23 protein-coding genes are annotated in these 24,178 nt (G+C 69.6%); 12 read left to right on the top strand and 11 right to left on the bottom strand.

Annotated features, from left to right (window positions below):
- Window positions 1–25: 25 nt before the first annotated feature.
- Complete coding sequence (locus K0H49_RS18035) at window positions 26–478, top strand: MarR family winged helix-turn-helix transcriptional regulator (protein ID WP_219215352.1); 453 nt, start codon at window positions 26–28, stop codon at window positions 476–478.
- Window positions 475–1,470 (top strand): FUSC family protein, encoded by a 996-nt coding sequence (locus K0H49_RS18030; protein WP_219215350.1) that lies wholly within the window; start codon window positions 475–477, stop codon window positions 1,468–1,470. The genes K0H49_RS18035 and K0H49_RS18030 overlap by 4 nt, the downstream gene beginning before the upstream one ends.
- Here the strand turns inward: K0H49_RS18030 and K0H49_RS18025 are convergent.
- From K0H49_RS18025 to K0H49_RS18010, 4 genes are all read right to left on the bottom strand, one after another.
- Entirely contained in the window at window positions 1,460–3,529 is a 2,070-nt protein-coding gene (locus tag K0H49_RS18025; protein ID WP_219215348.1) for a prolyl oligopeptidase family serine peptidase, read from the bottom strand. The genes K0H49_RS18030 and K0H49_RS18025 overlap by 11 nt on opposite strands.
- 30 nt (window positions 3,530–3,559) lie before the next feature.
- Window positions 3,560–4,462 carry an NAD(P)-dependent oxidoreductase gene (locus K0H49_RS18020; protein WP_219215346.1) on the bottom strand — a complete coding sequence of 301 codons (903 nt, stop codon included), beginning with the start codon at window positions 4,460–4,462 and terminating at the stop codon, window positions 3,560–3,562.
- Between the two features lie 43 nt (window positions 4,463–4,505).
- Window positions 4,506–4,811 carry an NIPSNAP family protein gene (locus K0H49_RS18015; RefSeq protein ID WP_219215344.1) on the bottom strand — a complete coding sequence of 102 codons (306 nt, stop codon included), beginning with the start codon at window positions 4,809–4,811 and terminating at the stop codon, window positions 4,506–4,508.
- 72 nt (window positions 4,812–4,883) lie between these two features.
- Window positions 4,884–7,514: a ligase-associated DNA damage response DEXH box helicase gene (locus K0H49_RS18010; protein WP_219215342.1), complete on the bottom strand. Its 2,631-nt coding sequence runs from the start codon at window positions 7,512–7,514 to the stop codon at window positions 4,884–4,886.
- Between the two features lie 131 nt (window positions 7,515–7,645).
- Here K0H49_RS18010 and K0H49_RS18005 point away from each other — a divergent pair, with 131 nt between their 5' ends.
- Window positions 7,646–8,107, top strand: coding sequence for an acyl-CoA thioesterase (locus K0H49_RS18005; protein WP_219215340.1), 462 nt, complete (start codon window positions 7,646–7,648; stop codon window positions 8,105–8,107).
- Window positions 8,108–8,111: 4 nt separating this feature from the next.
- On the opposite strand, the gene K0H49_RS18000 is transcribed toward K0H49_RS18005, so the two are convergent.
- Entirely contained in the window at window positions 8,112–8,522 is a 411-nt protein-coding gene (locus K0H49_RS18000; protein WP_219215338.1) for a nuclear transport factor 2 family protein, read from the bottom strand.
- A 101-nt stretch (window positions 8,523–8,623) separates the two neighbouring features.
- Here K0H49_RS18000 and K0H49_RS17995 point away from each other — a divergent pair, with 101 nt between their 5' ends.
- Window positions 8,624–9,256, top strand: coding sequence for a TetR/AcrR family transcriptional regulator (locus K0H49_RS17995; protein ID WP_219215336.1), 633 nt, complete (start codon window positions 8,624–8,626; stop codon window positions 9,254–9,256).
- Window positions 9,257–9,268: 12 nt separating this feature from the next.
- Here the strand turns inward: K0H49_RS17995 and fahA are convergent, their stop codons facing one another.
- The 3 genes from fahA to hmgA are packed head-to-tail and all read right to left on the bottom strand — an operon-like array spanning window position 9,269 to window position 12,918.
- Complete coding sequence (fahA, locus tag K0H49_RS17990) at window positions 9,269–10,552, bottom strand: fumarylacetoacetase (RefSeq protein ID WP_219215334.1); 1,284 nt, start codon at window positions 10,550–10,552, stop codon at window positions 9,269–9,271.
- 8 nt (window positions 10,553–10,560) lie between these two features.
- Entirely contained in the window at window positions 10,561–11,544 is a 984-nt protein-coding gene (locus K0H49_RS17985) for a Bug family tripartite tricarboxylate transporter substrate binding protein (RefSeq protein WP_219215331.1), read from the bottom strand.
- Window positions 11,545–11,580: 36 nt separating this feature from the next.
- A complete protein-coding gene (gene hmgA / locus K0H49_RS17980; protein ID WP_219215328.1) occupies window positions 11,581–12,918 on the bottom strand; it encodes a homogentisate 1,2-dioxygenase in 1,338 nt (445 codons plus the stop codon).
- Between the two features lie 135 nt (window positions 12,919–13,053).
- Between hmgA and K0H49_RS17975 the strand changes: the two genes are divergently transcribed.
- The 7 genes from K0H49_RS17975 (at window position 13,054) to K0H49_RS17945 (ending at window position 19,507) form a co-directional block, all read left to right on the top strand.
- A complete protein-coding gene (locus tag K0H49_RS17975) occupies window positions 13,054–13,887 on the top strand; it encodes an IclR family transcriptional regulator (protein ID WP_219215325.1) in 834 nt (277 codons plus the stop codon).
- A 35-nt stretch (window positions 13,888–13,922) separates the two neighbouring features.
- The gene (locus tag K0H49_RS17970; RefSeq protein ID WP_219215321.1) at window positions 13,923–15,056 is read left to right on the top strand and encodes a GGDEF domain-containing protein; all 1,134 of its coding nucleotides are present in this window, start codon (window positions 13,923–13,925) and stop codon (window positions 15,054–15,056) included.
- Between the two features lie 41 nt (window positions 15,057–15,097).
- The gene (locus K0H49_RS17965; protein WP_219215318.1) at window positions 15,098–15,514 is read left to right on the top strand and encodes a hypothetical protein; all 417 of its coding nucleotides are present in this window, start codon (window positions 15,098–15,100) and stop codon (window positions 15,512–15,514) included.
- A gap of 39 nt (window positions 15,515–15,553) precedes the next feature.
- Window positions 15,554–16,039: a DUF6152 family protein gene (locus K0H49_RS17960; protein WP_374122376.1), complete on the top strand. Its 486-nt coding sequence runs from the start codon at window positions 15,554–15,556 to the stop codon at window positions 16,037–16,039.
- Window positions 16,040–16,257: 218 nt separating this feature from the next.
- Window positions 16,258–17,370 (top strand): type I restriction endonuclease, encoded by a 1,113-nt coding sequence (locus K0H49_RS17955; protein WP_219215314.1) that lies wholly within the window; start codon window positions 16,258–16,260, stop codon window positions 17,368–17,370.
- A 58-nt stretch (window positions 17,371–17,428) separates the two neighbouring features.
- Window positions 17,429–17,647 carry a SlyX family protein gene (locus K0H49_RS17950; protein WP_219215311.1) on the top strand — a complete coding sequence of 73 codons (219 nt, stop codon included), beginning with the start codon at window positions 17,429–17,431 and terminating at the stop codon, window positions 17,645–17,647.
- Window positions 17,648–17,968: 321 nt separating this feature from the next.
- Window positions 17,969–19,507: an EAL domain-containing protein gene (locus K0H49_RS17945; RefSeq protein WP_219215308.1), complete on the top strand. Its 1,539-nt coding sequence runs from the start codon at window positions 17,969–17,971 to the stop codon at window positions 19,505–19,507.
- A 13-nt stretch (window positions 19,508–19,520) separates the two neighbouring features.
- On the opposite strand, the gene K0H49_RS17940 is transcribed toward K0H49_RS17945, so the two are convergent.
- The 3 genes from K0H49_RS17940 to pyrF all read right to left on the bottom strand — a co-directional run bounded on the left by K0H49_RS17940 (window position 19,521) and on the right by pyrF (window position 21,982).
- A complete protein-coding gene (locus K0H49_RS17940; RefSeq protein WP_219215304.1) occupies window positions 19,521–19,907 on the bottom strand; it encodes a winged helix-turn-helix domain-containing protein in 387 nt (128 codons plus the stop codon).
- A 92-nt stretch (window positions 19,908–19,999) separates the two neighbouring features.
- The gene (locus K0H49_RS17935) at window positions 20,000–20,911 is read right to left on the bottom strand and encodes a molybdopterin-binding oxidoreductase (protein ID WP_219215301.1); all 912 of its coding nucleotides are present in this window, start codon (window positions 20,909–20,911) and stop codon (window positions 20,000–20,002) included.
- Between the two features lie 246 nt (window positions 20,912–21,157).
- Complete coding sequence (pyrF, locus tag K0H49_RS17930; protein WP_219215298.1) at window positions 21,158–21,982, bottom strand: orotidine-5'-phosphate decarboxylase; 825 nt, start codon at window positions 21,980–21,982, stop codon at window positions 21,158–21,160.
- Window positions 21,983–22,197: 215 nt separating this feature from the next.
- Between pyrF and K0H49_RS17925 the strand changes: the two genes are divergently transcribed.
- Entirely contained in the window at window positions 22,198–24,174 is a 1,977-nt protein-coding gene (locus tag K0H49_RS17925; RefSeq protein WP_219215295.1) for an autotransporter-associated beta strand repeat-containing protein, read from the top strand.
- Window positions 24,175–24,178 lie beyond the last annotated feature (4 nt).

The following is a 24,178-nucleotide window of genomic DNA, read 5'->3' as shown; positions in this document are numbered from 1 at the left end:
TTAAGATGCGTCTTACAATTCAGACGTGTCTTCCCCCTCTCCCGATCCGGCGCACTGCGCCGCGCGTCTTCGCAGTGCGGTGTCGCAACTGGCCCGGCAACTGCGCGGCGCCACGCCCGACGGCCCGAGCGTCGCCCAGCTCAGCGTGCTGGGCCAACTCCACCGGCAGGGGCCCAGCACGCCCACGGCGCTGGCAGCGCTCGAACGCGTCAGGCTGCAGTCGCTGACCCGCCTGCTCGCGACGCTCGAAGCCGAAGGCTGGATCGACCGCAGCGCGCACCCGAGCGACGGGCGCCAGTCCCTGCTGTCTCTCACCCCCGAGGGCCGGCGCCGCCTCCAGGCGCTCATGCGCGCACGCGAAGCCGCACTGGCCGCCGCCATCGCCACGCTCGATGCCGATCGGCAAGCCTTGTTGATGCAGGCCTGCGGGCTGATCGACGACCTCGCCGCGTCGCTCGACGGCACTCCGCAGCCATGAGCGGCGCCCCGGCCCTGCAGCGCCTGGCGGGCTTCTGGCGCCAGGGCCGCTGGCGGCCGGGCGCCCAGTTGGGCACCGCGGTGGCGCTCGCCTGGGCTGTGTCCGCCGCCCTGCGCCTGCCCGAGAGTTTCTGGTCGGTGATGAGCGTGCTGATCGTCATGCGCCCGAGCGCCGGCTCCACGCTCGATGCCGGCTGGGAGCGTGTGCGCGGCACCGCGGCCGGCGCGCTGTGCGGCCTGGCGGGCATCACCCTGCAGCACCATGGCGTGGCGGCGCTCCCGAGCACGCTGGCCATCGTGCTGCTGCTGTCGGTGGCCGGCGCAGGTCTGCCCGGCCTGCGCAGCGCCCCCATCGCGGCACTGATCGTGCTGTCGGCCGAATCCCTGCCCGGCCATTCCGCGCTGCAGGTGGCGCTGCTGCGCATGCTGCAGATCGGGATCGGCGTGGGCGTGGCGCTGGCGGTTTCGACCGTCCTGTCCGAGTACCACGCGGGCGCGCGTTGCGACGCCGGCTGCGCCGCGCTGCTGCGCGGCGTCGCGCAACGCATGGCCAGGGTGCCGCGGCCCGCGCCCGCCGAAGCGGAGCGCGCCGACGCGGCCACGCGCGCGGCGCTGGGGCGGCTGGCCTTGCTGGCCGGCAGCGCCGACCTCGAAGCCCGCTGGTGGCGCCGGGGCGCGGCCGATGGCCGCTCGCGCGCCTACCGCGACAAGGCCCGGCTGACAGCGCGCATCGTCCAGGATGCCGTCGTGCTGGACCGGGTGCTGCGGCTGGCGCCGGCCATGCACGGCGATCCCGCATGGCATGACACCGCACAGGCCGCCAGTGCGGCGGTGGCGGGCCTGGCCGATGCGATGGCCGGCCAGGGCCGGGCCGACCTGTCGGCGCTCGTGCAGCGGACCGCCACGCCCGCGCACGCCTTGCTGGCGGCGCCGCTGCAACTGCTGCTCGACGACCTGCGCGGCCTGCAGCGCGGCCTCGGGATCAGTCCTTAGTGCCGGTGCGGCCCAGGTGCCGCCACAGGAAGGCATAGCCCAGCGCGTCCATGAAGGCCGCGTCCTTGTTGTCCGTGGCCGCACTGTGGCCGCCGTCGAGGTTCTCGTAGAAGAAGCTCGCATCGTGGCCCAGCGCCAGCAACTTCGCCTGCATCTTGCGGGCATGCGCCGGCCCCACGCGGTCGTCGCGGGTGGAGGTGGTGAACAGTGCGGGCGGATACGGCTGACCTGCCCGCGCGTTCTCGTAGGGCGAGAAGGTCTTGATGAAGTCCCATTCCTCGGGCTCCTCCGGATCGCCGTATTCCGCGATCCACGAGGCGCCCGCCGAGAGCTGCGTGTAGCGCCGCATGTCGAGCAGCGCCACCTCGCTCACCACCGCGCCATAGAGTTGCGGGTACAGCGTGAGCATGTTGCCCACCAGCAGGCCGCCGTTGCTGCCGCCCATGGCGCCCAGGTGCGCGGGCGAGGTGATGCCGCGCGCGATCAGGTCTTCGGACACGGCCGCGAAGTCCTCGCAGCTGCGCAGCCGGTTCTCCTGCAACGCCGCCTGGTGCCAGCGCGGGCCGTACTCCGAGCCGCCGCGCACGTTGGCGACGACATACACGCCACCCCGGTCGAGCCAGGCGCGGCCGATGCTGCCGCTGTAGCTGGGCTGCAGCGAGATCTCGAAGCCACCGTAGGCGTACTGCAGCGTGGGGTTTTTGCCGTCGGCCTGCAGCGCCTTCGACGCGATCTCGAAGTAGGGCACGCGTGTGCCGTCCTTCGAGGTCGCGAAGTGCTGGCCCACGCGGTAGCGCGCGGCATCGAAGAAGGCCGGGCTGTGCTTGAGCGCCTGCGGCTCGCCCTGGCCGATGGTGCCGATGCACAGCGTGGTCGGCTGCAAAAAACCGCTCACGGTCAGGAAGTAGTCGTCGTTCTCGTCTTCGTCGATGCCGGCCGCATCGATGGTCGACAGGGGCGGCGCCCCGCCCAGGCTCTGGCGCTGCCACGCGCCCCGGCCCTCGGCCGGCGGCGTGAGCACTTCGAGCCGGTTCACCACGTCGTGCATCACGTTGACGATCAGGTGATGGCGGGTCCACGAGTGGCTGTCGAGCGCGCTGTGCGCGTCGGGCGCGAACAGCACGGTGAGTTCGCGCCGGCCCGCCATCCAGTCGTCGAAGCGCGCGGCCAGCAGCGAACCCGCGGCGTGGGTGGCGCCGCCCACGGTCCAGTCGCTGCGAGGCTCGATCAGCATCCACTCGCGCGTGATGTCGGCCAGCGCGTCGTCGGGCACCTCGATCCTGGCCAGCGTGCCGTCGGCATGGCGCAGCCAGGTCTGGCTGTCGTAGAAGTCGATCTGGCGCGAGACGAAGTCGCGCTCGAAGCCAGGCGTGTTGTCGCGCCAGGCGGCCACGGACATGTCGTCCTCCCGGCCCTCGTACACGGTCAGGGCGCTGGCCAGCGGCGTGCCGCGGCGCCACAGCTTCACGATGCGCGGGTAGCTGGACTCGGTCATCGAACCGGGGCCGAAATCGGTGGCCACGTAGAGGTGGTCGATGTCCTGCCAGGCGACCTGGTTCTTGGCCTCGGGCAGCGCGAAGCCGCCGTCGACGAACTGCAGCGTATCCAGGTCGAACTCGCGCACCACGTCGGCATCGGCACCGCCGCGCGACAGCGAGACCAGGCAGCGCCGGTGTTCCGGGTCGAGGCTGTCGGCGCCATGCCAGACCCAGTTCTCGCCCTCGGCCGCGGCCAGCGCGTCGATGTCGAGCACGGTCTCCCAGGCGGGCTGCGGCCGGCGGTACTCCGCCAGCGTGGTGCGGCGCCACACGCCCTTGGGATGGGCCTTGTCCTGCCAGTAGTTGTAGAAGAAGCGCGCACCGATCTTCTCGACCATCGGGATGCGGTCCTCGGCGTCGAGCACCTCGAGGATGCCCTGCTGAAGCGATTGGAAAGCGGGCGACTGGGCGTACTGCTGAACGGTGCGCGCGTTCTGGGTGCGCACCCAGGCGAGCGGCGCATCGCCGTCGATGTCTTCGAGCCAGAGGTGGTCGTCGTGCGGGGCGGAGCTGGAGGTCATGCCCCAGTGTACGGAGCCCCGCCGCCCGACTCAGCGCAGCCGCGTGATCAGGCTCGAGGTGTCCCAGCGCGCGCCGCCGGCCTGCTGCACGTCGGCATAGAACTGGTCGACCAGCGCGGTCACCGGCACGCGCGCGCCGTTGCGCTTGGCCTCGTCGAGCACCAGGCCCAGGTCCTTGCGCATCCAGTCGACCGCGAAGCCGTAGTCGAACTTGCCCGCGATCATGGTCTTGCCGCGGTTCTCCATCTGCCAGCTCTGGGCCGCGCCCTTGCTGATCACGCCCAGCACGGCTTCCATGTCGAGGCCGGCGCGCTGGCCAAAGGCGATGGCTTCGGACAGGCCCTGCACCAGGCCCGCGATGCAGATCTGGTTGACCATCTTCGCGAGCTGGCCCGCGCCGCTCTCGCCGAGCAGCGTGACGGCGCGCGCAAAGGCGGTCGCCACCGGCTGCACCTGCGCGAAGGTGGCGGCGTCGCCGCCGCACATCACGGTCAGTGCGCCGTTCTGCGCACCGGCCTGGCCGCCGGACACCGGCGCGTCGATGAACTGCAGGCCGCGCGCGAGCGCCAGCTTGGCCAGTTCGCGTGCCACGTCGGCCGAGGCCGTGGTGTGATCGACGAAGACCGCGCCCTGGGCCATGCCGGCGAAGGCGCCGTCGTCGCCCAGCACCACCGAGCGCAGGTCGTCGTCGTTGCCCACGCAGCAGAAGACGATCTCGGCGCCGGCCGCGGCCTCGCGCGGGGTGGCGGCGCTCCGGCCGCCGAACTCGGTGGCCCAGGCGGCCGACTTGGCCGGCGAACGGTTGTAGACCGTCACGCTGTGGCCCGCTTTCGCGAGGTGGCCGGCCATGGGGAAGCCCATCACGCCCAGGCCGAGGAAGGCCACCTTGCGCGAGGGAACGGAATCGTAGGTCTTGGGGTTGAGGCTGCTCATGGCGTCAGCTTAAACGAGCCGCGCCCGGAACGCCTCGCCACGCTCAGTCGAAGACCGGCCGGAAGAAGCTGCGCTCGTAGCTCAGGACGCAGCGCGTCTCCGCGGCATAGCGGAAGGCGGCCTGGCATTCGGCGTCCTCGAAGGACTGGATGCGGTAGGCCTCGTAGGCCGCCAGCGAGGGGAAGGAGAAGGAGGCCAGCGCGATGTTGTTGGCGCCTTCGGAGGGCAGCAGGTAGCCGTGGTGGATGCCGCCGAACTTGCGCACCAGCGGGATCCAGAGCCGGCCGTAGTGCTCGAATTCCTTGAGCTGGGCCGGGTCGATGACATAGCGGAGGTGGCAGGTGATCATGGGGCGGTGCGTCCTGTGCAGTGGGAGGCCGTCGGCGGCGCCGAAGGCCCGGCGATTTTGCCGGCAAGCGGCTCACAACGGCGGCAGCGGCCGCGACACCTTGCGCGCGCGCCGCGGCCGCTTGTCCGAGGCCGAGGCACTGCGCTCTTCGCCGTAGACCAGGGCGCGCTCCACCGATTCGACACCGCCCACCGGCACCGCGCCGCCGGCGGCTTTTTCCAGCTGGGCCACCATGCGCGCGATGCGGTCGGCCACGCTCTCGTTGCTGAGCTTCTCGCGGAAGCGCTCGACCATCAGCGGGAATGCGAAGGGCGTGGGACGCGCGAGCGGCTGCACCACCAGGCGCTGCGCCGCCATGCGCTCGAGGCTGGCGCGCAGCCGGCCGATCTCGAGCTCCTGCGCCAGCAGTTCCTGCTCGGCCTGCAGCAGCAGCTTGTTGGCCGGGTCGTACTTGCGGAACACCTCCCAGAACAGCGAGGAAGAGGCCTGCAGCTGCCGGTTGCTGCGCTTCTCGCCCGGGTAGCCCTGGAAGATCAGCCCCGACACCCGGGCGATCTCGCGAAAGCGGCGCTGCGCGAGTTCGCTGGCGTTGAGGCTGGCCAGCACCTCGTGCAGCAGCGCGGCCTCGGCGTCGTGGTGCGCGATCGCATCCTGCGCCTGCGCGTCGTGGCCCGCGCGCAGCACCTCGGGCAGCAGCGCGGGCCAGTCGAGTTCGGTGGCGCACAGCAGCTCGAAGCCGTAGTCGTTGACCGCGATCGAGAAGGTGCGCGGCGTGTGCTGCGCCACCCGCCAGGCCAGCAGGTTGGCCAGCCCCAGGTGCACCTGCCGGCCGGCGAAGGGATAGAGGAACAGGTGCCAGCCCTCGCGCGTCTTGAGCACCTCGGCCAGCAGCGTCTGCGGCGTGGGCAGCGCCGACCACTGCTGCTGGATCTCGAGCAGCGGCCGCACGCACTGCAGCTCGGGCGTGTCGTAGCGGCCCGCGCCCGCCAGCGCGAGCTGCTGCACCACCGCATCGGCCAGCGTGGTCGACAGCGGCATGCGGCCGCCGTTCCAGCGCGGCACCGCGGGCCGCTTGCCGCTCGCGCGCCGCACCCAGGCCGTCATCTCGCGGATGCGCACCAGCTCGAGCATGCGGCCGCCGAACAGGAAGCAGTCGCCGGGCTTCATGCGCGCCGCGAAGCTCTCCTCCACGCTGCCCAGCTTGGCGCCGCCGATGTACTGCACCGTCATGCTGGCGTCGCTCACGATGGTGCCGATGTTCATGCGATGGCGGCGCGCCAGCCGCGCATCGGGCACGCGCCAAGTGCCGTCGGCATCGGGCACGGCGCGCTGGTAGTCGGGGTAGGCCGCGAGCGAGGGGCCGCCCTGGCGCACGAAGGCCAGGCACCAGTCCCAGCTCTCGCGCGGCAGCTGGGCGTAGGCGGCGGTGCTGCGCACTTCCGCGTAGAGATCCTCGGGCACGAAGCCGCCGCCCAGCGCCACCGTGACCAGGTGCTGCACCAGCACGTCGAGCGGCTGCGCAGGCGTGCGGCGCGCCTCGATGTGGCCGGCCGCGATCGCCTCGCGCGCGGCGGCGCCCTCGACCATCTCGATGCTGTGCGTGGGCACCAGCGTGATGCGCGACGGCCGGCCCGGCGCATGGCCCGAACGTCCGGCGCGCTGCAGCAGCCGCGCCACGCCCTTGGGCGAGCCGATCTGCAGCACGCGCTCGACCGGCAGGAAGTCCACGCCCAGGTCCAGGCTGGAGGTGCAGACCACCGCGCGCAGTTCGCCGCTCTTGAGCCCGGCCTCGACCCACTCGCGCACCGCGCGGTCGAGCGAGCCGTGGTGCAGCGCGATCACGCCGGCCCATTCGGGCTTCGCCTCGAGGATCGCGTGGTACCAGATCTCGGCCTGCGAGCGCGTGTTGGTGAAGACCAGCGTGGTGCTGCTGCGCGCGATCTCGTCGACCACCTGCGGCAGCATCGTGAGGCCCAGGTGTCCGCCCCACGGGAAGCGCTCGGCGCGGCCGGGCAGCAGCGAATCGATGACCAATTGCTTGGGCACCTGGCCCTGCACCAGCGTGCCCCGGTCGTGCCCGAGCAGCGTGTGCATGGCTTCGCCGAGATTGCCCAAGGTCGCCGACATGCCCCATACGCACAGGGCCGGGTTCCAGCGCCGCAGCCGCGCCAGCGCCAGCTGCACCTGCACGCCGCGCTTGTTGCCCAGCAGCTCGTGCCACTCGTCGACCACCACCATGCGCACCGCGCCCAGCACCTCGGCCGCATCGGCGCGCGACAGCAGCACCGACAGGCTCTCGGGCGTGGTCACGAGCACGGTGGGCAGGCGCTGGTTCTGCGCGCTGCGCTCGGCCGCGGCGGTGTCGCCGCTGCGCGCGCCGGCCGACCAGTCGGGCGCCAGCGCCTCGAGCGGCTGCTGCAGCGCGCGCAGGGTGTCGGCGGCCAGCGCGCGCATGGGCGTGATCCACAACACGGTGAGCGGCGGCGCGAGCGGTCGGCGGCTGCTCTGCTTCGCGGCCGCCTTCTGCTTCTGCGCGAAGGCCGCGAGCGCCGCCAGCCAGACGGCATAGGTCTTGCCTGCGCCCGTGGTGGCGTGCAGCAGGCCGGATTCCCCGGCCGCCACGGCCTTCCACACCGCGCGCTGAAAGGCGAAGGGCTTCCAGCCGCGGGCGGCGAACCAGGCGGCGAGGGCGGCGGCGTTCATCGCTGCGAGCTTTGCCGCTGCTCGGCAGCGGCGCCATAGGACGAGAGCGCATCGTGCGCGACGGCGCGCGGCCCGACATAATCCGCTCCCCGGCGCCCCCAACCCACGACCCACGCTTCGGCGAACAGAACATGTCCTCCATCACCCTGCGCTTCCTGGCCGAACCCAGCACCGTCAACTTCGGCGGCAAGGTCCACGGCGGCACCGTCATGAAATGGATCGACGAGGCCGGCTACGCCTGCGCCACCAGTTGGTCCAAGCGCTACTGCGTCACGGTGTTCATCGGCAGCATCCGCTTCCACCGGCCGATCATGATCGGCGACCTGGTCGAGGTCGAGGCGCGGCTGGCCTACACCGGCAAGACCAGCATGAACATCTCGGTGGAAGTGCGCAGCGGCGACATGAAGGGCGGCGGCATGCAGACCACCACCGAATGCCTGATCGTCTTCGTCTCGGTCGACTCGCACGGCCAGCCGATGCCGGTGAGCGCCTTCACGCCCTCCACGCCGGGCGAGATGGCGCTGGCCGAGCGGGCCAAGAACCACCTGGACGCGAGCCGGGCCGCCTCGGGCGGCACCGGCGTCAAGGTCTGAGGTTTCAGTCCGCGCGCATCGCCTGCGCCACCGCAAAGGAATCCTCGAGCATGTGGAAGCGCGCGATCAGGCCCCCGGCCACGGTCACGTCGAAAGCGAAGGCCGTTTCGATCAGCTTGCCGGTGGACTTGACGCGCGAGGCCAGGCGCCCCAGCGCCACCGCACGAGGGCCGTCGGCCAGGATGTCGGTGAGCTCGAAGTGCTCCGACACCAGCCGGTCACGGATGGCTTGATAGAAGGACGCCACGCCGGCCCGCCCGGTCTTGCGGCCGATCCAGGGCACCTGCGCCATATCGCCGGCGATGAACCAGTCCACCTCCTCGCTGAACAGCAAGGCGATGTCCTCGGGGCGGGCGCCCTGTCCGACCTTGGCGAAGAGTTGCTGCACCAGCGTGCGCGTAGCGGTATCCGACATGATGGATTGAATTCTGTAGTTGATATTCAACAATGCTAGGTCGGGCTCGATGACCGCGTCAACGATTTTGTAAGATCGACTACATAACCAAAGGATCTGTCTTGAACGCACCCCGAGGACGACCACGCAGCTTCGACCGAGCGGCCGCGCTCGATCGCGCGCTGGAAGTGTTCTGGGCCAAGGGCTACGACGCCACGCAGGTGGCCGACCTGACAGCCGCGCTGGGCATCCGGCCGCCCAGCTTCTATGCGGCCTTCGAGTCCAAGGAGGCGCTATTCCGCGAAGCGGTGAACCGCTACCTGGGCACGGTCGGCGACCAGACCATTCGCGTGCTGGAAGAGAGCCCGCACTTACGCGATGCGGTGGCGGGCATGTTCGAGGCCAGCATCGAGGTGGCCCTGGCGGCGCCGGCCGGTGGATGCCTGCTGATCCTCGGCATCGTGCACCGCACGCCCGGCAACGCCGCGCTGTGCGATTGGCTGGCCTCGATCCGCGCCAGCAACGTCCAGAGCATCCGCCTGCGCCTGCAGGCGGCCGTCGCGGCCGGCGAGTGGCCCGACGCCGCGACCGTCGAGCCGGCCGTCAGCTTCCTGGCGTCGATGCTGCAGGGGCTGTCGCTGCGCGCGCGCGACGGCGCGACCCGACAGCAACTGTCGGACGCAGTCGCCATGACGATGACGCTGTTCGATGCGATGGCGGCCCGGCCGCGGGCACGGACGGGGGCGCGGAAATAGGCTGGCCGGCGCTCAGCGTGCCGCGCCGGCCGGCAGCACCGTGCCGCTGACCTCGCCCAGCCCGATGCGCACCGCGCCCGCGCGCTCGCAATAGCCGCGCAACGTGAGCGTGTCGCCGTCCTCGAGGAAGGTGCGGCGCTCGCCGTTGGACAAGGTGAGCGGCTGCTTGCCGCCGAAGGTCAGCTCCAGCAGCGAGCCGGCCTCTTCCAGCGTCGGGCCCGACAGCGTGCCCGAGCCCAGCAGGTCGCCCGGCTGCAGGTTGCAGCCGTTGACCGTGTGGTGCGTGACCAGCTGCGCCGCGGTCCAGTAGGCCGCCTGCGTGGTGTTGCCGCGCGTGAGGCGCGTGGCGGGCTCGCCGGCCGCGCGCATCTTCGCGGTGTGCAGCCAGACCTCGAGCGTGACGTCGAGCGCGCCGCCGTCGCGGTTGGCTTGCGAGTCCAGGTAGGCCATTGGCTGCGGGTCGCCAGCGGGCCGCTCGAACTTCGCGCGGAAGGGCGCGAGCGCTTCCATCGTGACGATCCAGGGCGACAGCGTGGAGGCGAAGTTCTTCGCCAGGAAGGGGCCCAGCGGCTGGTACTCCCAGGCCTGCAGGTCGCGCGCCGACCAGTCGTTGAGCAAGGTCACGCCGAACAGGTGCTGCTCGGCCTCGCCGATGGCGATCGGCTCGCCGAGTTCGTTGCCCCGGCCGATCAGGAAGCCGAGCTCGAGCTCGTAGTCGAGCCGCTTCGACGGGCCGAAGCTGGGCTCGGCCGCATCGGGCGCCTTGGTCTGGCCCTGCGGCCGCTTGAACTGCTGGCCGCTGACCGCGATCGACGAGGCCCGGCCGTGGTAGCCGATGGGTACCCACTTGTAGTTGGGCATCAGCGGCTGGTCGGGGCGGAACAGCTTGCCGACCGTGGTGGCGTGGTGGATGCCGGTGTAGAAGTCGGTGTAGTCGCCGATGCGGCAGGGCAGCGCCATCTCGACGGCCGCCTGCGGATACAGCGCGATCTCCCAGTCGCCCTGCTTGGGGCTGCCTTCCTGCAGGCCTTCGGACAGCGCCGCGCGCAAGGCCACGCGCTCGGCCGGCGTGGCAGCCATCAGCCGGTTCATGTCGGCGTGGTCGACCACCTTGGCGGCCTTCAGGTCGAGCACCTGGTCGCCGATGGCCACGCCGATGCGGAAGGCCTCGTCGGTGCCGGCCGGCCGGAAGCGGCCGAAGGGCAGGTTCTGGATCGGGAAGTCGGTGCCCGCGGCGTGGGCGGATTCGACCCAGCTGCGCAGCTGGGGGTCGTGGGTGGCGTTGAGTGCGGTCATGGGTTCTTTCAATCTGCGGACATGCCGGCCTTCTTGGCCACATCGCCCAGGCGTTGGTATTCGGATTGGGTCAGTTGGTTCAATGCCTCGGCGGTCGAGCTGCGCGGCGTGAAGCCGGCCTGCGTGAGCTTGTCCTTGACCTCGGTCAGGGCCAGCGCCTCGACGAAGGCCTGGTTGAGCACCTTGACGATCGGCGCCGGCAGGTGGGCCGGGCCGTAGACGCCGAACCACGGGTCCAGCGCATAGCCCTTGAGCCCGGTCTCGGCGATGGTCGGCACGTTGGGCAGCGCGGGCGAACGCGCCGGGCCGGCCACGGCGAGCGCGCGCAGCTTGCCGGCCTGGATGTGCGGCAGCGAGGCCGGCAGGTTGTCGAACATCACGCCGATGGTGTTGCCCAGCATGTCGTTGATGGCCGGGCCGCTGCCCTTGTAGGCGACGTGCGTGAGCTCGGTGCCGGTCATCTGCGCGAACATCACGCCGGCCAGGTTCATCGAGGTGCCGGCGCCCGCGGTGGCGTAGGGCAGGCCGGGGTTCTTCTTCGCGGCGGCGATCAGCTCGGCGACGCTCTGGATGGGCGAGGCCGCCGGGACTTCGAGCACGATGGTCGAGGTGCCCAGCAGGCTGATGGCGCTGAAGTCCTTGCGCGGGTCGAAGGCCATCGACTTGTAGATGTGCGGGTTGAGCGCATTGGTCGAGATCGCGCCGAAGCCGATCGTGTAGCCGTCGGCCGGCGCCTTGGCCACCGCGTCCATGCCGATGTTGCCGCCGGCCCCTGCGCGGTTGTCGATGATCACCGGCTGGCCCAGCTTTTCCGAGACCTTCTGGCCCACGGTGCGTGCCACCAGGTCGGTGGTTCCGCCGGCCGTGTAGGGCACGACGAAGCGGATCGGCTTGACGGGATAGTCGGCCGCCTGCGCGGCGAAAGGCAGGCCGATCCAGGCGGTGGCGATGAGGGCGGCAAAGGTGGCGCGGCGGGAGGGGGTGAAGGTCATGTGTCTCTTTTCTGGAAGCGGGGATCGCGCACGGGTTCAGGGCTTGTGGAACAGATCGCCCAGGCCGGCCCAGCAGTCGGCGTAGGCATCGTCCAGCGCCGGGCTCTGCATGGCGAAGGGCGTGGGGATGAAACGGTAGCGGCTCTCGAACATGAAGGCCAGCGTGTGGTCGAGCTTGTGCGGCTTCAGGTCGGCGTGGCTGGCCTTGTCGAAGGCTTCCTCGTCGGGGCCGTGCGGCACCATCGGGTTGTGCAGGCTCGCGCCGCCGGGCTTGAAGCCGCCGGGCTTGGCGTCGTACTGACCGTAGACCAGGCCCATGAACTCGCTCATCAGGTTGCGGTGGTACCACGGCGGACGGAAGGTGTCCTCCATGACCAGCCAGCGCGGCGGGAAGATCACGAAGTCGCAGTTGGCGGTGCCGGGCGTGTCGCTGGGCGAGGTCAGCACGGTGAAGATCGACGGGTCCGGGTGGTCGAAGCTGATCGAGCCGATGGTCATGAAGTGGGCGGTGTCGTACTTCACCGGCGCCAGGTTCCCGTGCCAGGCCACCACGTTGAAGGGCGACTGCTTCATCGGCGCGCGCCAGAAGCGGCCGCCGAACTTCTTGACCACCTCGTAGGCGCCGCCGGGCGCGTCGCCGTCTTCGTAGGCCGCCACGGGCGCCTGGAAGTCACGCGCGTTGGCCAGGCCGTTGGAGCCGATCGGGCCCAGCTCGGGCAAGCGGAACTGCGCGCCGTAGTTCTCGCAGACGTAGCCGCGCGAAGGGCCGGCGCCAGCCTCCGAATCGGGCAGCGCGACCTTGAAGGCCACGCCGCGCGGCAGCACCGCGATCTCGCCCGGCTTGACTTCCAGCACGCCCATCTCGGTGGTGATCCGCAGCCGACCCTGCTGCGGCACCAGCAGCATTTCGCCGTCGGCATTGATGAAGGCGCGGCGGCCCATCGATTGGCCGGCCAGATAGACATGTGCGGCCACGCCGACCTGCGTCTCGGCGTCGCCGTTGGCGGCCAGCGTGTGCATGCCGTCGACGAAGTCGGCCTCGGCCGCGCCGGCCTCGAAGGGGATCGGATGCCAGCGCAGGGGTTCGGGCGGCAGCGCCATGTCGCGGTTGGCACCGGTGGCCCAGTGCGCTTGCGCGTAGGCCTGGTAGCGGCCCGACACCACCGAGGGCTGGCGACGGTAGAGCCAGCTGCGGCGGTTGGTGTGGCGCGGCGCGGTGAAGGCGGTGCCCGAGACCAGCTCGGGGTACAGGTCGAAGGGCGCGCGCTGCGGGCTGTTGCGGCCCTGCGGCAGCGCGCCGGCCACGGCCTCGCTCGCGTACTCGTTGCCGAAGCCGTGCTGGTAGCGCAGTGCGCCGGTGTCGTCGGTGCTCATGGTCGAAGTCTCCATCATGAAGTTCGTCTAATCCAAATTCGTTCGCATGGAGCGAATTCGCAAAGTGTAATCCGGGCCACAGTTCATGTCTAATGCGCTCTCCCATCCCGAACCACCGCGGAGAGACACCCACCGATGGCCAGCAGCAGCAAGGACAACCCGGCCCAGCGCGGCATCCAGAGCATCGAGGTCGGCGGCCAGCTGCTGCGCGCGCTGGTGCACCAGGGCCGCCCGCTGGCGCTGAAAGATCTGGCGCGCGAGGCCGACATGACGCCCGCCAAGGCCCATCCCTACATGGTCAGTTTCGGCCGGCTGGGCCTGATCGAGCAGGACGGCACCAGCGGCCACTATCGGCTCGGACCGCTCGCGCTGCAATTGGGGTTGATCGGCCTGCAGCAGGCCGAGCCGGTGCATATCGCCGCGCCGCTGATGGCGCCGCTGGCGCAGCAGATCGGCCAGACCGTGGGCCTGGCCGTCTGGGGCGCGCGCGGCGCGACCATGGTGCACATCGCCGAGGCGCCCTCGCCGGTGCACGTGAGCCTGCGGCACGGCACCGTGTTCTCGCTGACGCGCACCGCCTCGGGCCGGCTCTTCGCCGCCTACCTGCCGGCGGCCCAGGTCAAGGCCATGCTGGAAGACGAGCGGCGGCGCGAGAAGCAGCGCAAGCCCGAAGACGGCGTTCCGGCCGGCATGCCGCCCGTGCAGCCTCTGCCCAGCTGGAGCGCGTTCGAAGCCGAGCGCGAGGCCGTGCGTGCCCAGGGCGCGAGCCGCTCGGAGAACGAGGTGATTCCGGGCGTGAGCGCCATGGCGGCGCCGGTGTTCGACCACACCGGGGCGATCGTGCTGGCGGTCACCGCCATCGGCCCCACGGGCATCTTCGACACGCACTGGGACGGCGGGCTGGCGCAGGCGCTGCGGGCCTGCGCGCGCGGCGTGTCCGAGCGGCTCGGCGCGCCGGCCCGGACCTGATTCCGCATCGCGCGCGCCGCCCACAGGCCCAGGACATGACCAGCCCCGCCGAGCTGCCGCCGTCCTACCTGCTGCAACGCCTGCGGGACGCCGCGGCGCGCTCGCGCAGCGGCCTGTTCCTGTACCCGCTGTTCTGGCTCGTGCTGACGCAGGCCGGCGGCTACTCGGCAAACCACATGGCGATGGTGCTGCTGCATGCCGCCGGCCTGGTGCTGGGCGCGGCCGGCCGGCTCTACCTGGAATTCGACCTGGAGCGCGCGGCGGCGTACAACTTCGGCAGCGCGCAGCGCGGCTTCCGCTGGGCGGCCTGGGGCTACCAGGGCTACTGGGGCCTGCTGTGCGCCTGCATCTTCGGCACCGCCGAAGCCGACAACGTGCGCTGGCTCATGCTCATGGCCACGATCGGCCTCGCCGCCGGTGCCTGCGCGATCATGGCGGTCGATGCGACGCTGGCCCGCTGGTACCCGCCGCTGCTGCTCGGCCCGACCGCGCTGCTGATGGCCTGGCAGGGCGGCCACTCGAACTGGGCGCTGGCCGCGGTCTTCGTCGTGTTCTTCTTCTATGCGCAACGCATCATCCGGCTGGTCGCGGGCGACTACGAGGGACGGCAACGCGCCAACCTGCTGCTGGAGGAGCGGGCGAAGGAAATCGCGGCCGCCCATGACCACATGCGCCGGCTGGCCTCCCATGACGACCTCACGGGCCTGGTGAACCGCCGCCACACGACGCAACTGCTGCAGCACCGGGCCGACCTGCACCGGCGCACCGAGGCCGCGTCGTTCTCGATCGTGCTGATCGACCTGGACCACTTCAAGCGCATCAACGACCAGTGGGGCCATGGCGTCGGCGACGAGGTGCTGCACGGCTTCGCCCAGGTCGCCCGCGGCGTGCTGCGCGAGACCGACACCCTTGCGCGCTGGGGCGGCGAGGAATTCCTTGTGCTGCTGCCCGACGCGCCCGACGGCCTGCCCGAAGCCGGCATCGAACGCCTGCGCGGTCATCTGGCGGATCTGCAGATCTCGCCCACCGTGCCCGCGCTGCGGCTCGGCTTCTCGGCCGGCATCAGCCGCCACTGCGCGGGCGACACCGTCGAGCAGACCCTCGACCGGGCCGACCGCGCGCTCTACCAGGCCAAGGCCGAGGGGCGCGGGCGCTCGAAGCGGGGCTGAGCGGCGGCGCGGTGCGGGCGCCGACGCCGCAGAATCACGCGATGTTGAGCGAACTCCGATCCAGCGTCTGGGCCTATCCGGCCCTGGAAGTCGTGCACATCGTCGGCATCGCCCTGCTGCTGGGCAACCTGGTGGCGCTGGAAATCCGCGTCTGGGGCGGTGCCGCGGCCCTGCCGGTGCGGGCGCTGGCGCGCCTTTCGCTCGGCATCGCGCTGGCGGGCTTCGGGCTGGCCGCCGCCAGCGGCCTGCTCATGTTCGCCACCCAGGCGTCCGAGCTGCTCGCCAACCGGAGCTTCGTCTGGAAGATGGGCCTGCTCACGCTGGCGGGCTGCAACGCGGCCTGGTTCCACGGCCGCGGATCGCTGCAGAAACTCGACCTGACGGCGCGGGTTCAGATGCTGGTGTCCACTGCGGTCTGGCTCGGCGTCGTCGTCTGCGGACGCTGGATCGCCTACTGATTCGATGCTTCATCCCTTTCCAGGAGTGCCGCCATGCCGATGTCCCGCCGCCGATTCGCCCTCGTGGCCGCCGCCACGCCCTTTGCCGTCCCACTGACCACAGGCTCCGCCTGGGCGCACCACGGCTGGAGCAGCTTCGACCAGGAGAAACCGATCTACCTCGCAGGCAAGGTGGTCCAGAGCAAGTGGCAGAACCCGCATGCCGAACTGCTGATCGAAGTGCGCCCCGACTTGGCCCTGCCGCCCGACCTGAAGCAGCGCCCGCTGCCGGCCCAGAGCGCCGGCGTCGACGGGCCCGGGCTGCTGGCCCGGGCCACCCTGCCCCGACGCAAGGACCGCCGATGGGAACTGGAGCTCGCGCCCCTGACCCGCATGGCGGCCTGGCAGGTGGCGGAGATCAAGGCCGGCGAGACGGTGTCGGCCGTCGGCTTCACCACCAAGGACGAGGCCGGCGAGGCCGTGATGCGCGTGGAATACCTGTTCTTGGGCGGCAAGGCCTACGGACTGCGTTCGAGTCCGGTGTAAGGACCCACCCGAAACGCATGGCGGCGAAATGCCATATGTCTCGGTGCGCGGTTACCCGCATCGATGGCGAAGATGCGCACTGAAAAACCCAACGTTGTTCAAGCGGCCGAATTGGTTTGCCTTCACCACACTTGTAAGCAAATCTTGCGAAATCTCGCACTCCTATTCAGAATGGACGCAATTGCACGCCGGAATAATTTCCATTCGAAGGAGAACAAGTGGATTTCATCGATCAAGTCAGAGCACTCGCCTCACGTGTTGCGGCCGCCATGGACCTTCTTCAAACGGAGGAGGCAACCAAAAATGCAATGGTTATGCCATTCATTCAACTCCTTGGTTACAACGTTTTTGATCCACTGGAGGTAACACCGGAGTTGATCGCAGATGTTGGCACCAAAAAGGGCGAAAAAGTCGACTATGCCATCCTGAAAGATGGCAAGCCGATCATGCTTTTCGAGTGCAAGAAAAGCGGCGGCGATTTGCACATCAATCACGCCAGTCAGCTGTTTCGGTACTTCCATGTGACCGAAGCCCGTTTTGGCGTCCTCACCAACGGCCTCACATATCGCTTCTTCACGGACCTCGAAAAGCCGAACAAGATGGACGAGAAGCCGTTCTTCGAGTTCAACATGCTCGATTTTCGAGAGCAGGATGTTGAGGAGTTGAAGAAATTCGCGAAGGCTGCATTCGATCTCGAGAACATTCTGACGACCGCCAATCACCTGAAATACACGCGAGCGATCCAGAACACACTGACAGATTGGATGAACAGCCCTCCTGAGGAGTTCGTCCGCCTTGTTTCGGCAGAGTTTCTGGCAGGGAAGCAGTTCAGAAATGCGGTGAAAGATCAATTCACTTTGATCACCAAGCGCGCGTTTCAACAGCTCGTCGGGGACAAGATCAACGAGCGCCTGAAAGGCGCGATGACACCTGAGCCCCTTCTGGGGCCCGAGCTTCCCGCCGTTGTGGAGGAACGTCCTGTCGCAGGTGAAGCCTTCGTACCATCGGCAGTCGAACTCGAGGCCTTCCAAATCATTCGCGCGATTCTTCGTCCCGTAGTGAAACCAGGCCGGGTGTTCATTCGTGACGCTGCGAGCTACTGCGCCGTACTTTTCGACGACAACAACCGCAAGCCTATCTGTCGCCTTCGCTTTAACAACGAAAACAAGCTCGTGGTCGGCCTGTTCGGTGAGAGCAAGGAGGAGGAACGCATCGCCATCTCTGGTGTGGACGATCTCTTCGATTTCGCAGACCGGCTCAGCGCGTGCGTCGCCGGGTACCTCAAGACGCCCACGGCAGCCAAGGCAGACGAGCCAGCCCCGGCAACCTAGACGCGAAAGAAGTGAGGGGAAGGCCTGGATGGTGCTCGCCATCCTGTCCAATACGCCCATGGCACATCCCCGCACCCCCGACCACCGACTCGACGAACTCGAAATCAAGGCCAGCTTCACCGACGACCTGCTGGACCAGTTGAACCTCACGATCTACCGCCAGCAGCAGCAGATCGACGCGCTGGCGCAGCAGCTGGTGCAGCTGCGCCAACAGATGCCGGAAGCTGGCTCGGGCGGTGCCCGCGACCCGGGCGACGAATTGCCGCCACACTATTGACGGGCATCGGTTCAAAAAGGAATTCTTTACGCCTCATCGACGCGGCCGTCTCGCGTCAATTTCAATGCCCCCTGCGCCATCCGTCACATTTCTTGACATGATCGGGAATGATGGCGCTGTGGCGTCGATCGGCGGCGATGATGATGCAAGGAGGAGAGCCCTGCACTGCGGTTGCGGCACCGCGCCCGGCGCGGCCGATCGAAGCCCGCGCACCGCAAAGACATACCTACAAGCTCACTGCTGCACCATGCGCCCTGCATCCTCCCGTCCGGCCGACACCCGCGTCCTGCCCGACATCGCCCTTTCTCACGGGCGCGCTTCATGATGCGGCAGCCGCTGACACGGACCGTGCTGTCGATGGCATGTGGCGCGGCGATAGCCATCGCGCTAGCACTGGCCGTGGGCGAATGGACCGTGCGGCGCCAGCAATATGCGGATGCGGCCGAGATGGCCGAGGCCTACATCGCGCGCTCCGATCAGGTCACCACCGAGGCGGTGGCCGCGCTGGTCGAGATCGACAGCGCCAAGAACAGCGCCTGCTCGCCGCCCGAGGTGGCGCGGCTGCGGCGCATCGTGCTGGCGTCGCGCTACCTCAAGAGTGCCTCGCGGCTGCGCAACGGCGAGATCTATTGCAGCTCCACGGTAGGCGCGATCGACCCACCGGAACCGGCCCCGCCGGTCGACGTGGTCAACCAGCAAGGTCAGCGCATGAGCTTCCATGCGCCGCAGGCCGGCGTGCCCGGTGCACGCTCCCTGCTGATGCAGCAGCGCGGTGCGGCGGTCGGCATCAACGGGCAGGCCTATCTCGAGACGGCGGACCCGCGGCTGGACTACGCCGTGGTCAACGGCCGCCTGCCACCGTTGCGGGCCCTGAGCTCGGCCGGCCCGCGCCTGCCGCTGGAAGGCGTGACGCTGCAGCCCGGCGAGCCGCTCGAGCTGAACGGCCGGCGCTACGAGGTGCGGTGTTCCAGCACCCACTCCTCCTGCATCGTGGCGGCGCTGCGCCAACCCTCGACGATCCTGCATTCGCCGGTGATGCTCGAGTTCGCCGTCTTCGGCCTGCTGATCGGCTTGAGCGGCGGCTTTGCCGCCAGCATCGCGATCGGGCGCTCGAAGTCGCTCGGCAAGCAGCTGCGACTCGCGATGCGCTCGGGCGAGTTGAAGATCGTCTACCAGCCGATCGTGCGACTGTCCGACCGCCGCCAGGTCGGTGCCGAGGCGCTGCTGCGCTGGACCGACGCGACCGGCAAGCCGGTCAGCCCCGACGCCTTCATCAGCGCCGCCGAGCACGAGGGCTTCATCGGCCAGGTGACGCGCTTCGTGATCCACCGCGTGCTGGACGAACTGGGCGAGGACCTGCGCCGGCGCCCCGACTTCCAGGTGACGATCAACGTCGCGGCCAGCGACATCCTCGACAGCGCCTTCCTGCCCTTCCTGAGCGCGCGCCTGCAGGAAGCCGGCTTGCCGTCGGCCAGCATCGGGCTCGAACTCACCGAGCGCACCACGGCCAACAGCCGCGAACTGGGCAAGTCCATCGCGCGGCTGCGCGAGGCCGGCCACAAGGTCTACATCGACGACTTCGGCACCGACTACTCGAGCCTGTCCTACCTCTCGCGCCTGCGCGTCGATGCGATCAAGATCAACCGCACCTTCATGCAGGCGCTGCACGACCAGAGCGACAAGGACACCATCGCGCCGCAGATCGTGGCCATGGCCGAGGTGCTGGGCCTGAGCATCGTGATCGAGGGCATCGAGGAAGAGCAGCAGGCCGCGTACTTCCTGGCGCTGGCGCCCCAGGCGATGGCGCAGGGCTGGCTGTTCAGCAAGCCGGTCGAATCCACCCGGCTGTTTTCCGCCTGACGCCGAAGGCGCCTCAGCCCTTGTCGGGGCCGAACAGCGCGGTGAGCGAGCGGATCTCCGCCGCGCAGGCCGCCGCCGCCCGGGCCTCGATGGCCCGGTAGTGCTCGATGACCTGCAGGCCGACGGGCGTCAGCATGCTGCCGCCGCCGTTGCCGCCGCCCTTGCCGGACTCCACCGCCGGCGTCTTCAAGGCGGTGTTGAGCTCGTTGATCAGCACCCAGGCGCGGCGATAGGACATGTCGATGCGCTTGGCGGCCGCGGTCAGCGAGCCGGTCTCCAGGATCGCCTCGAGCAGCTGCACCTTGCCGGGACCGATCGCGATCGCATCGCCCACCGTGATGCGCATGCGAAAGCGGAACTCGGGCCGGGCGAGCGGTGCGGCGGAAGGCAAAGTGGACATGGGCGCGGGGCAGGAGTTCGTCGGCGTTCGGCCGAGCTTACTGCGCCCGCCGCGGCCGTCGCCTCCCGGATGCCCGCGCAGCGCACTTCGCCTCAGGGCGCTGGCGCGGCAAACACCTCGATGGCCACCAGGTTCGAGACCGAACGGCTGGCCTTCGCGTCGCCCGGCACCACCAGCCGCGCGACGCCCTTGGCGCCCAGCGGCGCACCGTTGAGTTCGTAGGCCACCAGCGCCGGCTTGTTGCCGAAGCCCGGATCGATCTCGCCCAGCGACACGGTCGCGCGGTAGCCGTCGCTGCCGGTGGCCACCGCGTACATCGCGAGCGACGCATTCTTCGAGCCCGGCGGCACGCTCAGGCCGAGGGTTCCGTTCAGCAGCGTCCAGAGGCTCACGCCGACGTAGGTGTCGGCGCCCACGACCTGCGTCGTGGGCGCCAGCTTCTGCAAGCCCGCCAAGTCGAACTGCACCGGCGCACCGGCGACCGCGCCGGACACCGTGAAGCCGTTCGAGATGCCGCCGCTGCTGCCCACCGCCGTCGCCGCCGACGCGGCCACGTCCAGGCGCACCAGGTTCGACACGTAGCGCCCGCCCTTGACGTCGCCCGGGGCGGTGACGCGGAACGGACCGTCGGCCGCACTCAACGGCACCGCGGTGCCCGTGCCGGTGTCGGCGTACGCGACCGTGCTGCCCTTGCGGCCGAAATCGGGGTTCAGTTCGCCCAGCGCGAAGACCACCTTGTAGCCGTCGGCGCCGGTGGCGAGCACGTAGCGGCTCAGCAGATCGTTCTTGCGGCTGGCGTCGGCCTGCAGGCCGGCGTCGTTGAGCAGCGACCACAGATCGGCGCCGATGTAGCTGCGCGTCTGGGCGCCGCTGCCGCTGCTGTAGCTCACCGTCTGCGCGACGGCGGGGCGCGCCGACAGCGCGGCCACGTCGAGCATGGCCGGGCGGTCGACCGCGCCGCCGAGCTGGAAGGTCGCCGCGGGGACCGGCTCCGGAACCGGCACGGGGTCAGGGGTCGGCGTCGTCGTGGGAGGGGGCGCCGTCTGCTCGGGTGCGGCCGGAAACCCTCCGCTGCCCCCACCGCCGCAACCCGCCAACAACAGCACCGTCGCCGCAGCGACGCCGGAAATCAGGGAAGGGGCCCAGCGCATGTCATCGGTCTCCTGTAAGCGTTGTATTCATTCTGACATAACGCTTCGGGAGAAACGGCAGGCGGCGCAACGGGTGCGCGCCGGCGCCGGAAACGGTGCTCAGCCCTTGGCGGCCTCGAGCCCGTCGCGGGTGCGCATCGCCTCGCGCCGGGCCGCGTCGGCGAAGTCGTCGCCGTCCGAGGCATAGCAGATCGCGCGCGAGGAGTTGACGATGATCGGCGCGTCGGCGCGCCAGCCGGCACGCACCGTCGCGACCGCATCGCCGCCCTGGGCACCCACGCCCGGGATCAGCAGCGGCACGGTGGGCGCGAGTTCGCGCACGCGCTCGATCTCGGCCGGGTAGGTGGCGCCCACCACCAGGCCGAGCTGGCCGTTGAGGTTCCAAGGGCCCTGCGCCAGCCGCGCGACGTGTTCGTACAGCAGCGGCTCGCCCTCGACGCTGGCCAGGCGCTGGCCCTGCAGGTCGGCACCGCCGGGGTTGCTGGTGCGGCACAGCAGGAAGGCGCCCTTGCCTTCGTACTTGAGATAGGGCGCGACCGAATCGAAACCCATGAAGGGCGACAGCGTGACCGCGTCGGCGCCATAGCGCTCGAAGGCCTCGATGGCGTACTGCTCGGCAGTCGAGCCGATGTCGCCGCGCTTGGCGTCCAGGATGATCGGCACCTGCGGCGCGACGCGGCGGATGTGCTCCATCAGCCGTTCCAGCTGCCCCTCGGCGCGGTGCGCGGCGAAGTAGGCGATCTGCGGCTTGAAGGCGATCGCCAGGTCGGCGGTCGCATCGACGATGCGCGCGCAGAAATCGTAGATCTTGTTGGCGTCGCCTTTGAGACGGGCCGGGAAGCGGGTCGGTTCGGGATCGAGCCCCACGCACAGGAGAGAGCGGTTCTGCAGTTCCGCAGCGCGCAGTTGTTCGATGAAAGTCATGGCGGGAATTTTAGGTGCCGGCGGCAGGCACCTCCATCCGACACGCACGCACGCCGCCTTCGAGCCGGTCACGCCGGGCGGTCCGCGCTTCCCGTGGCGGATTTTCACCATCAGTTGGCAGAAAGGACGCCCTCTTTCGGGGCCGGCCCTCTGGCGTCCAAACGTATCAATACGTCACAACTATTTCTTTTTGTGAAAACGGAAGTTGCTGACCCATGAACCGCATCCACCGCACCGTCCTCAACCGCGCGCTCAACGTCTGCCAGGCCGTGTCCGAAGTCGCTTCGGGCGGACGCGGCGGCGCTGACGCCAGCGCGTCGGCCACGGCCCTCGGCAGCCATTCCGGCGTCAGGCTGTCCGCGCTGGCGGGTGCGTGTGTGCTGGCGCTGGCGGCGATGGGCGCGGGCCATGCCCGGGCGGCCGGCCCGGTGGACGTGCTGGCCGGAACCGACCAGGTCTTCACCGGCAGCGACAGCGCCGACGGCCTGGTGATCAACGTGGCGCCGCGGCCCGTGCCCGAGGCCGGCATCAACAGCGGCCTCCTCCAGTTCAAAGACAACAGTTCGGCCGGCAACGCCACGGTGAACAACCAGGGCTCGGTCGAATTGCGCGACAACGCGACCGCAGGCAGCGCACTGATCACGAACATCGGCGTCAGCGGCAGCACGATGTTCTGGGAGAGCACCACGGCCGGCACGGCGCAGATCGTGAACCAGGCCAAGGGCGCCACCGCATTCATCGACAACAGCTCGGCAGGCAGCGCCAGGCTCACCAACGAAGCCGACGGCACGCTCGAGTTCTGGGATAACGCCTCGGGCAGCGGCGCCACCGTGATCAACAAGGCCGGCGGCACCGTCGATATCCGCTTGGCGACGACCGGCACGGCCATCGGCTCGCTGCAAGGCGACGGCCGCGTGCTGTTGGGCGCCAGAAAGCTGACCTTCGGCGGCCTGGACACCGTCTTCAGCAGCACCACCATCGGCGGCCTGATCTCGGGCGCCGGCGGCTCGCTGGTGAAGACCGGCGCCGGCACCACGACGCTGACCCACGTCAACAGCTACACCGGCGGCACCACGGTCAACGGCGGCGTGCTCGCGGTCGGCGTGACGGGCGCGCTGGGCAGCGGCCCCGTGCTGGTCGATGCCAACGGCTTCCTGCGCTTCGACAGCAACACCCGCGCCGACAACCTGGTGATCAACGTGGCGGCGCGGCCCGTGCCGGAGGCCGGCATCAACCAGGGCACTCTGCAGTTCGTCGGCAACAGCTCGGTCGGCAACGCCACGGTGAACAACCAGGGGTCGTTCGAACTGCGCGACGATGCAAGCGCAGGCAGCGCGCGCATCACGAACAGCGGCCGCGGCAGCAGCACCGTGTTCTGGGAAAACACCACCGCGGGCACAGCCCAGATCCTCAACACGGCGGGCGGTGCCACCGCGTTCATCGACAACAGCTCGGCCGGCAACGCCACACTGACCAACAAGGCCGGCGGCAAGCTCGAGTTCTGGGACAACGGCTCGGGCAGCGGTGCCACAGTGATCAACCAGGCCGGCGGCATCGTCGACATCCATCTGGCGACCACCGGCACGGCCATCGGCTCGCTGGAGGGCGACGGCAATGTGCTGCTGGGCCGCAAGAAGCTGACCCTCGGTGGCCTGAACACCAACACGACCATCGGTGGCGTGATCTCGGATACCGCCAAAAGCGGCTCGCTGGTCAAAACCGGCACCGGCACGCTCACGTTAACGGGCACCAACACCTATGCGGGCGGCACCACCATCAGCGGCGGCACGCTGGTGGGCCACGTGAACAGCTTCGGCACCGGCGCGATCGTCGACAACGCGGCGCTGGTGATCGACCAGGCGAGCGACGGCACGCTGGCCAACGCGCTGTCGGGCAGCGGCAACCTGCGCAAGACGGGCGCCGGCGTGGTGCGCTACACCGGCGACGGCTCGGCCTTCACCGGCAGCACGCAGATCCTCGGCGGCACGCTGCTGATCGACAGCGTGCTCGGCGGCAGCACCAGCATCGGCAGCGGCGCCACGCTCCAGGGCATCGGCACGCTGGGCAGCACGACGCTGCTGGCCGACTCGACGGTGGCCCCTGCCGGCAGCGGCATCGGCACGCTCCAGATCAACGGCGACCTGCGCTTCGACGCCACTGCCAAGTACCAGGTGCAGGCCGCAGCGACCTGATCCG

Source organism: Variovorax boronicumulans (genome assembly GCF_019352895.1).
GTDB lineage: Bacteria > Pseudomonadota > Gammaproteobacteria > Burkholderiales > Burkholderiaceae_C > Variovorax > Variovorax boronicumulans_A.
Note: the sequence above shows the minus strand (reverse complement) of the source record. Positions and strands in the feature narration are given on the sequence as shown.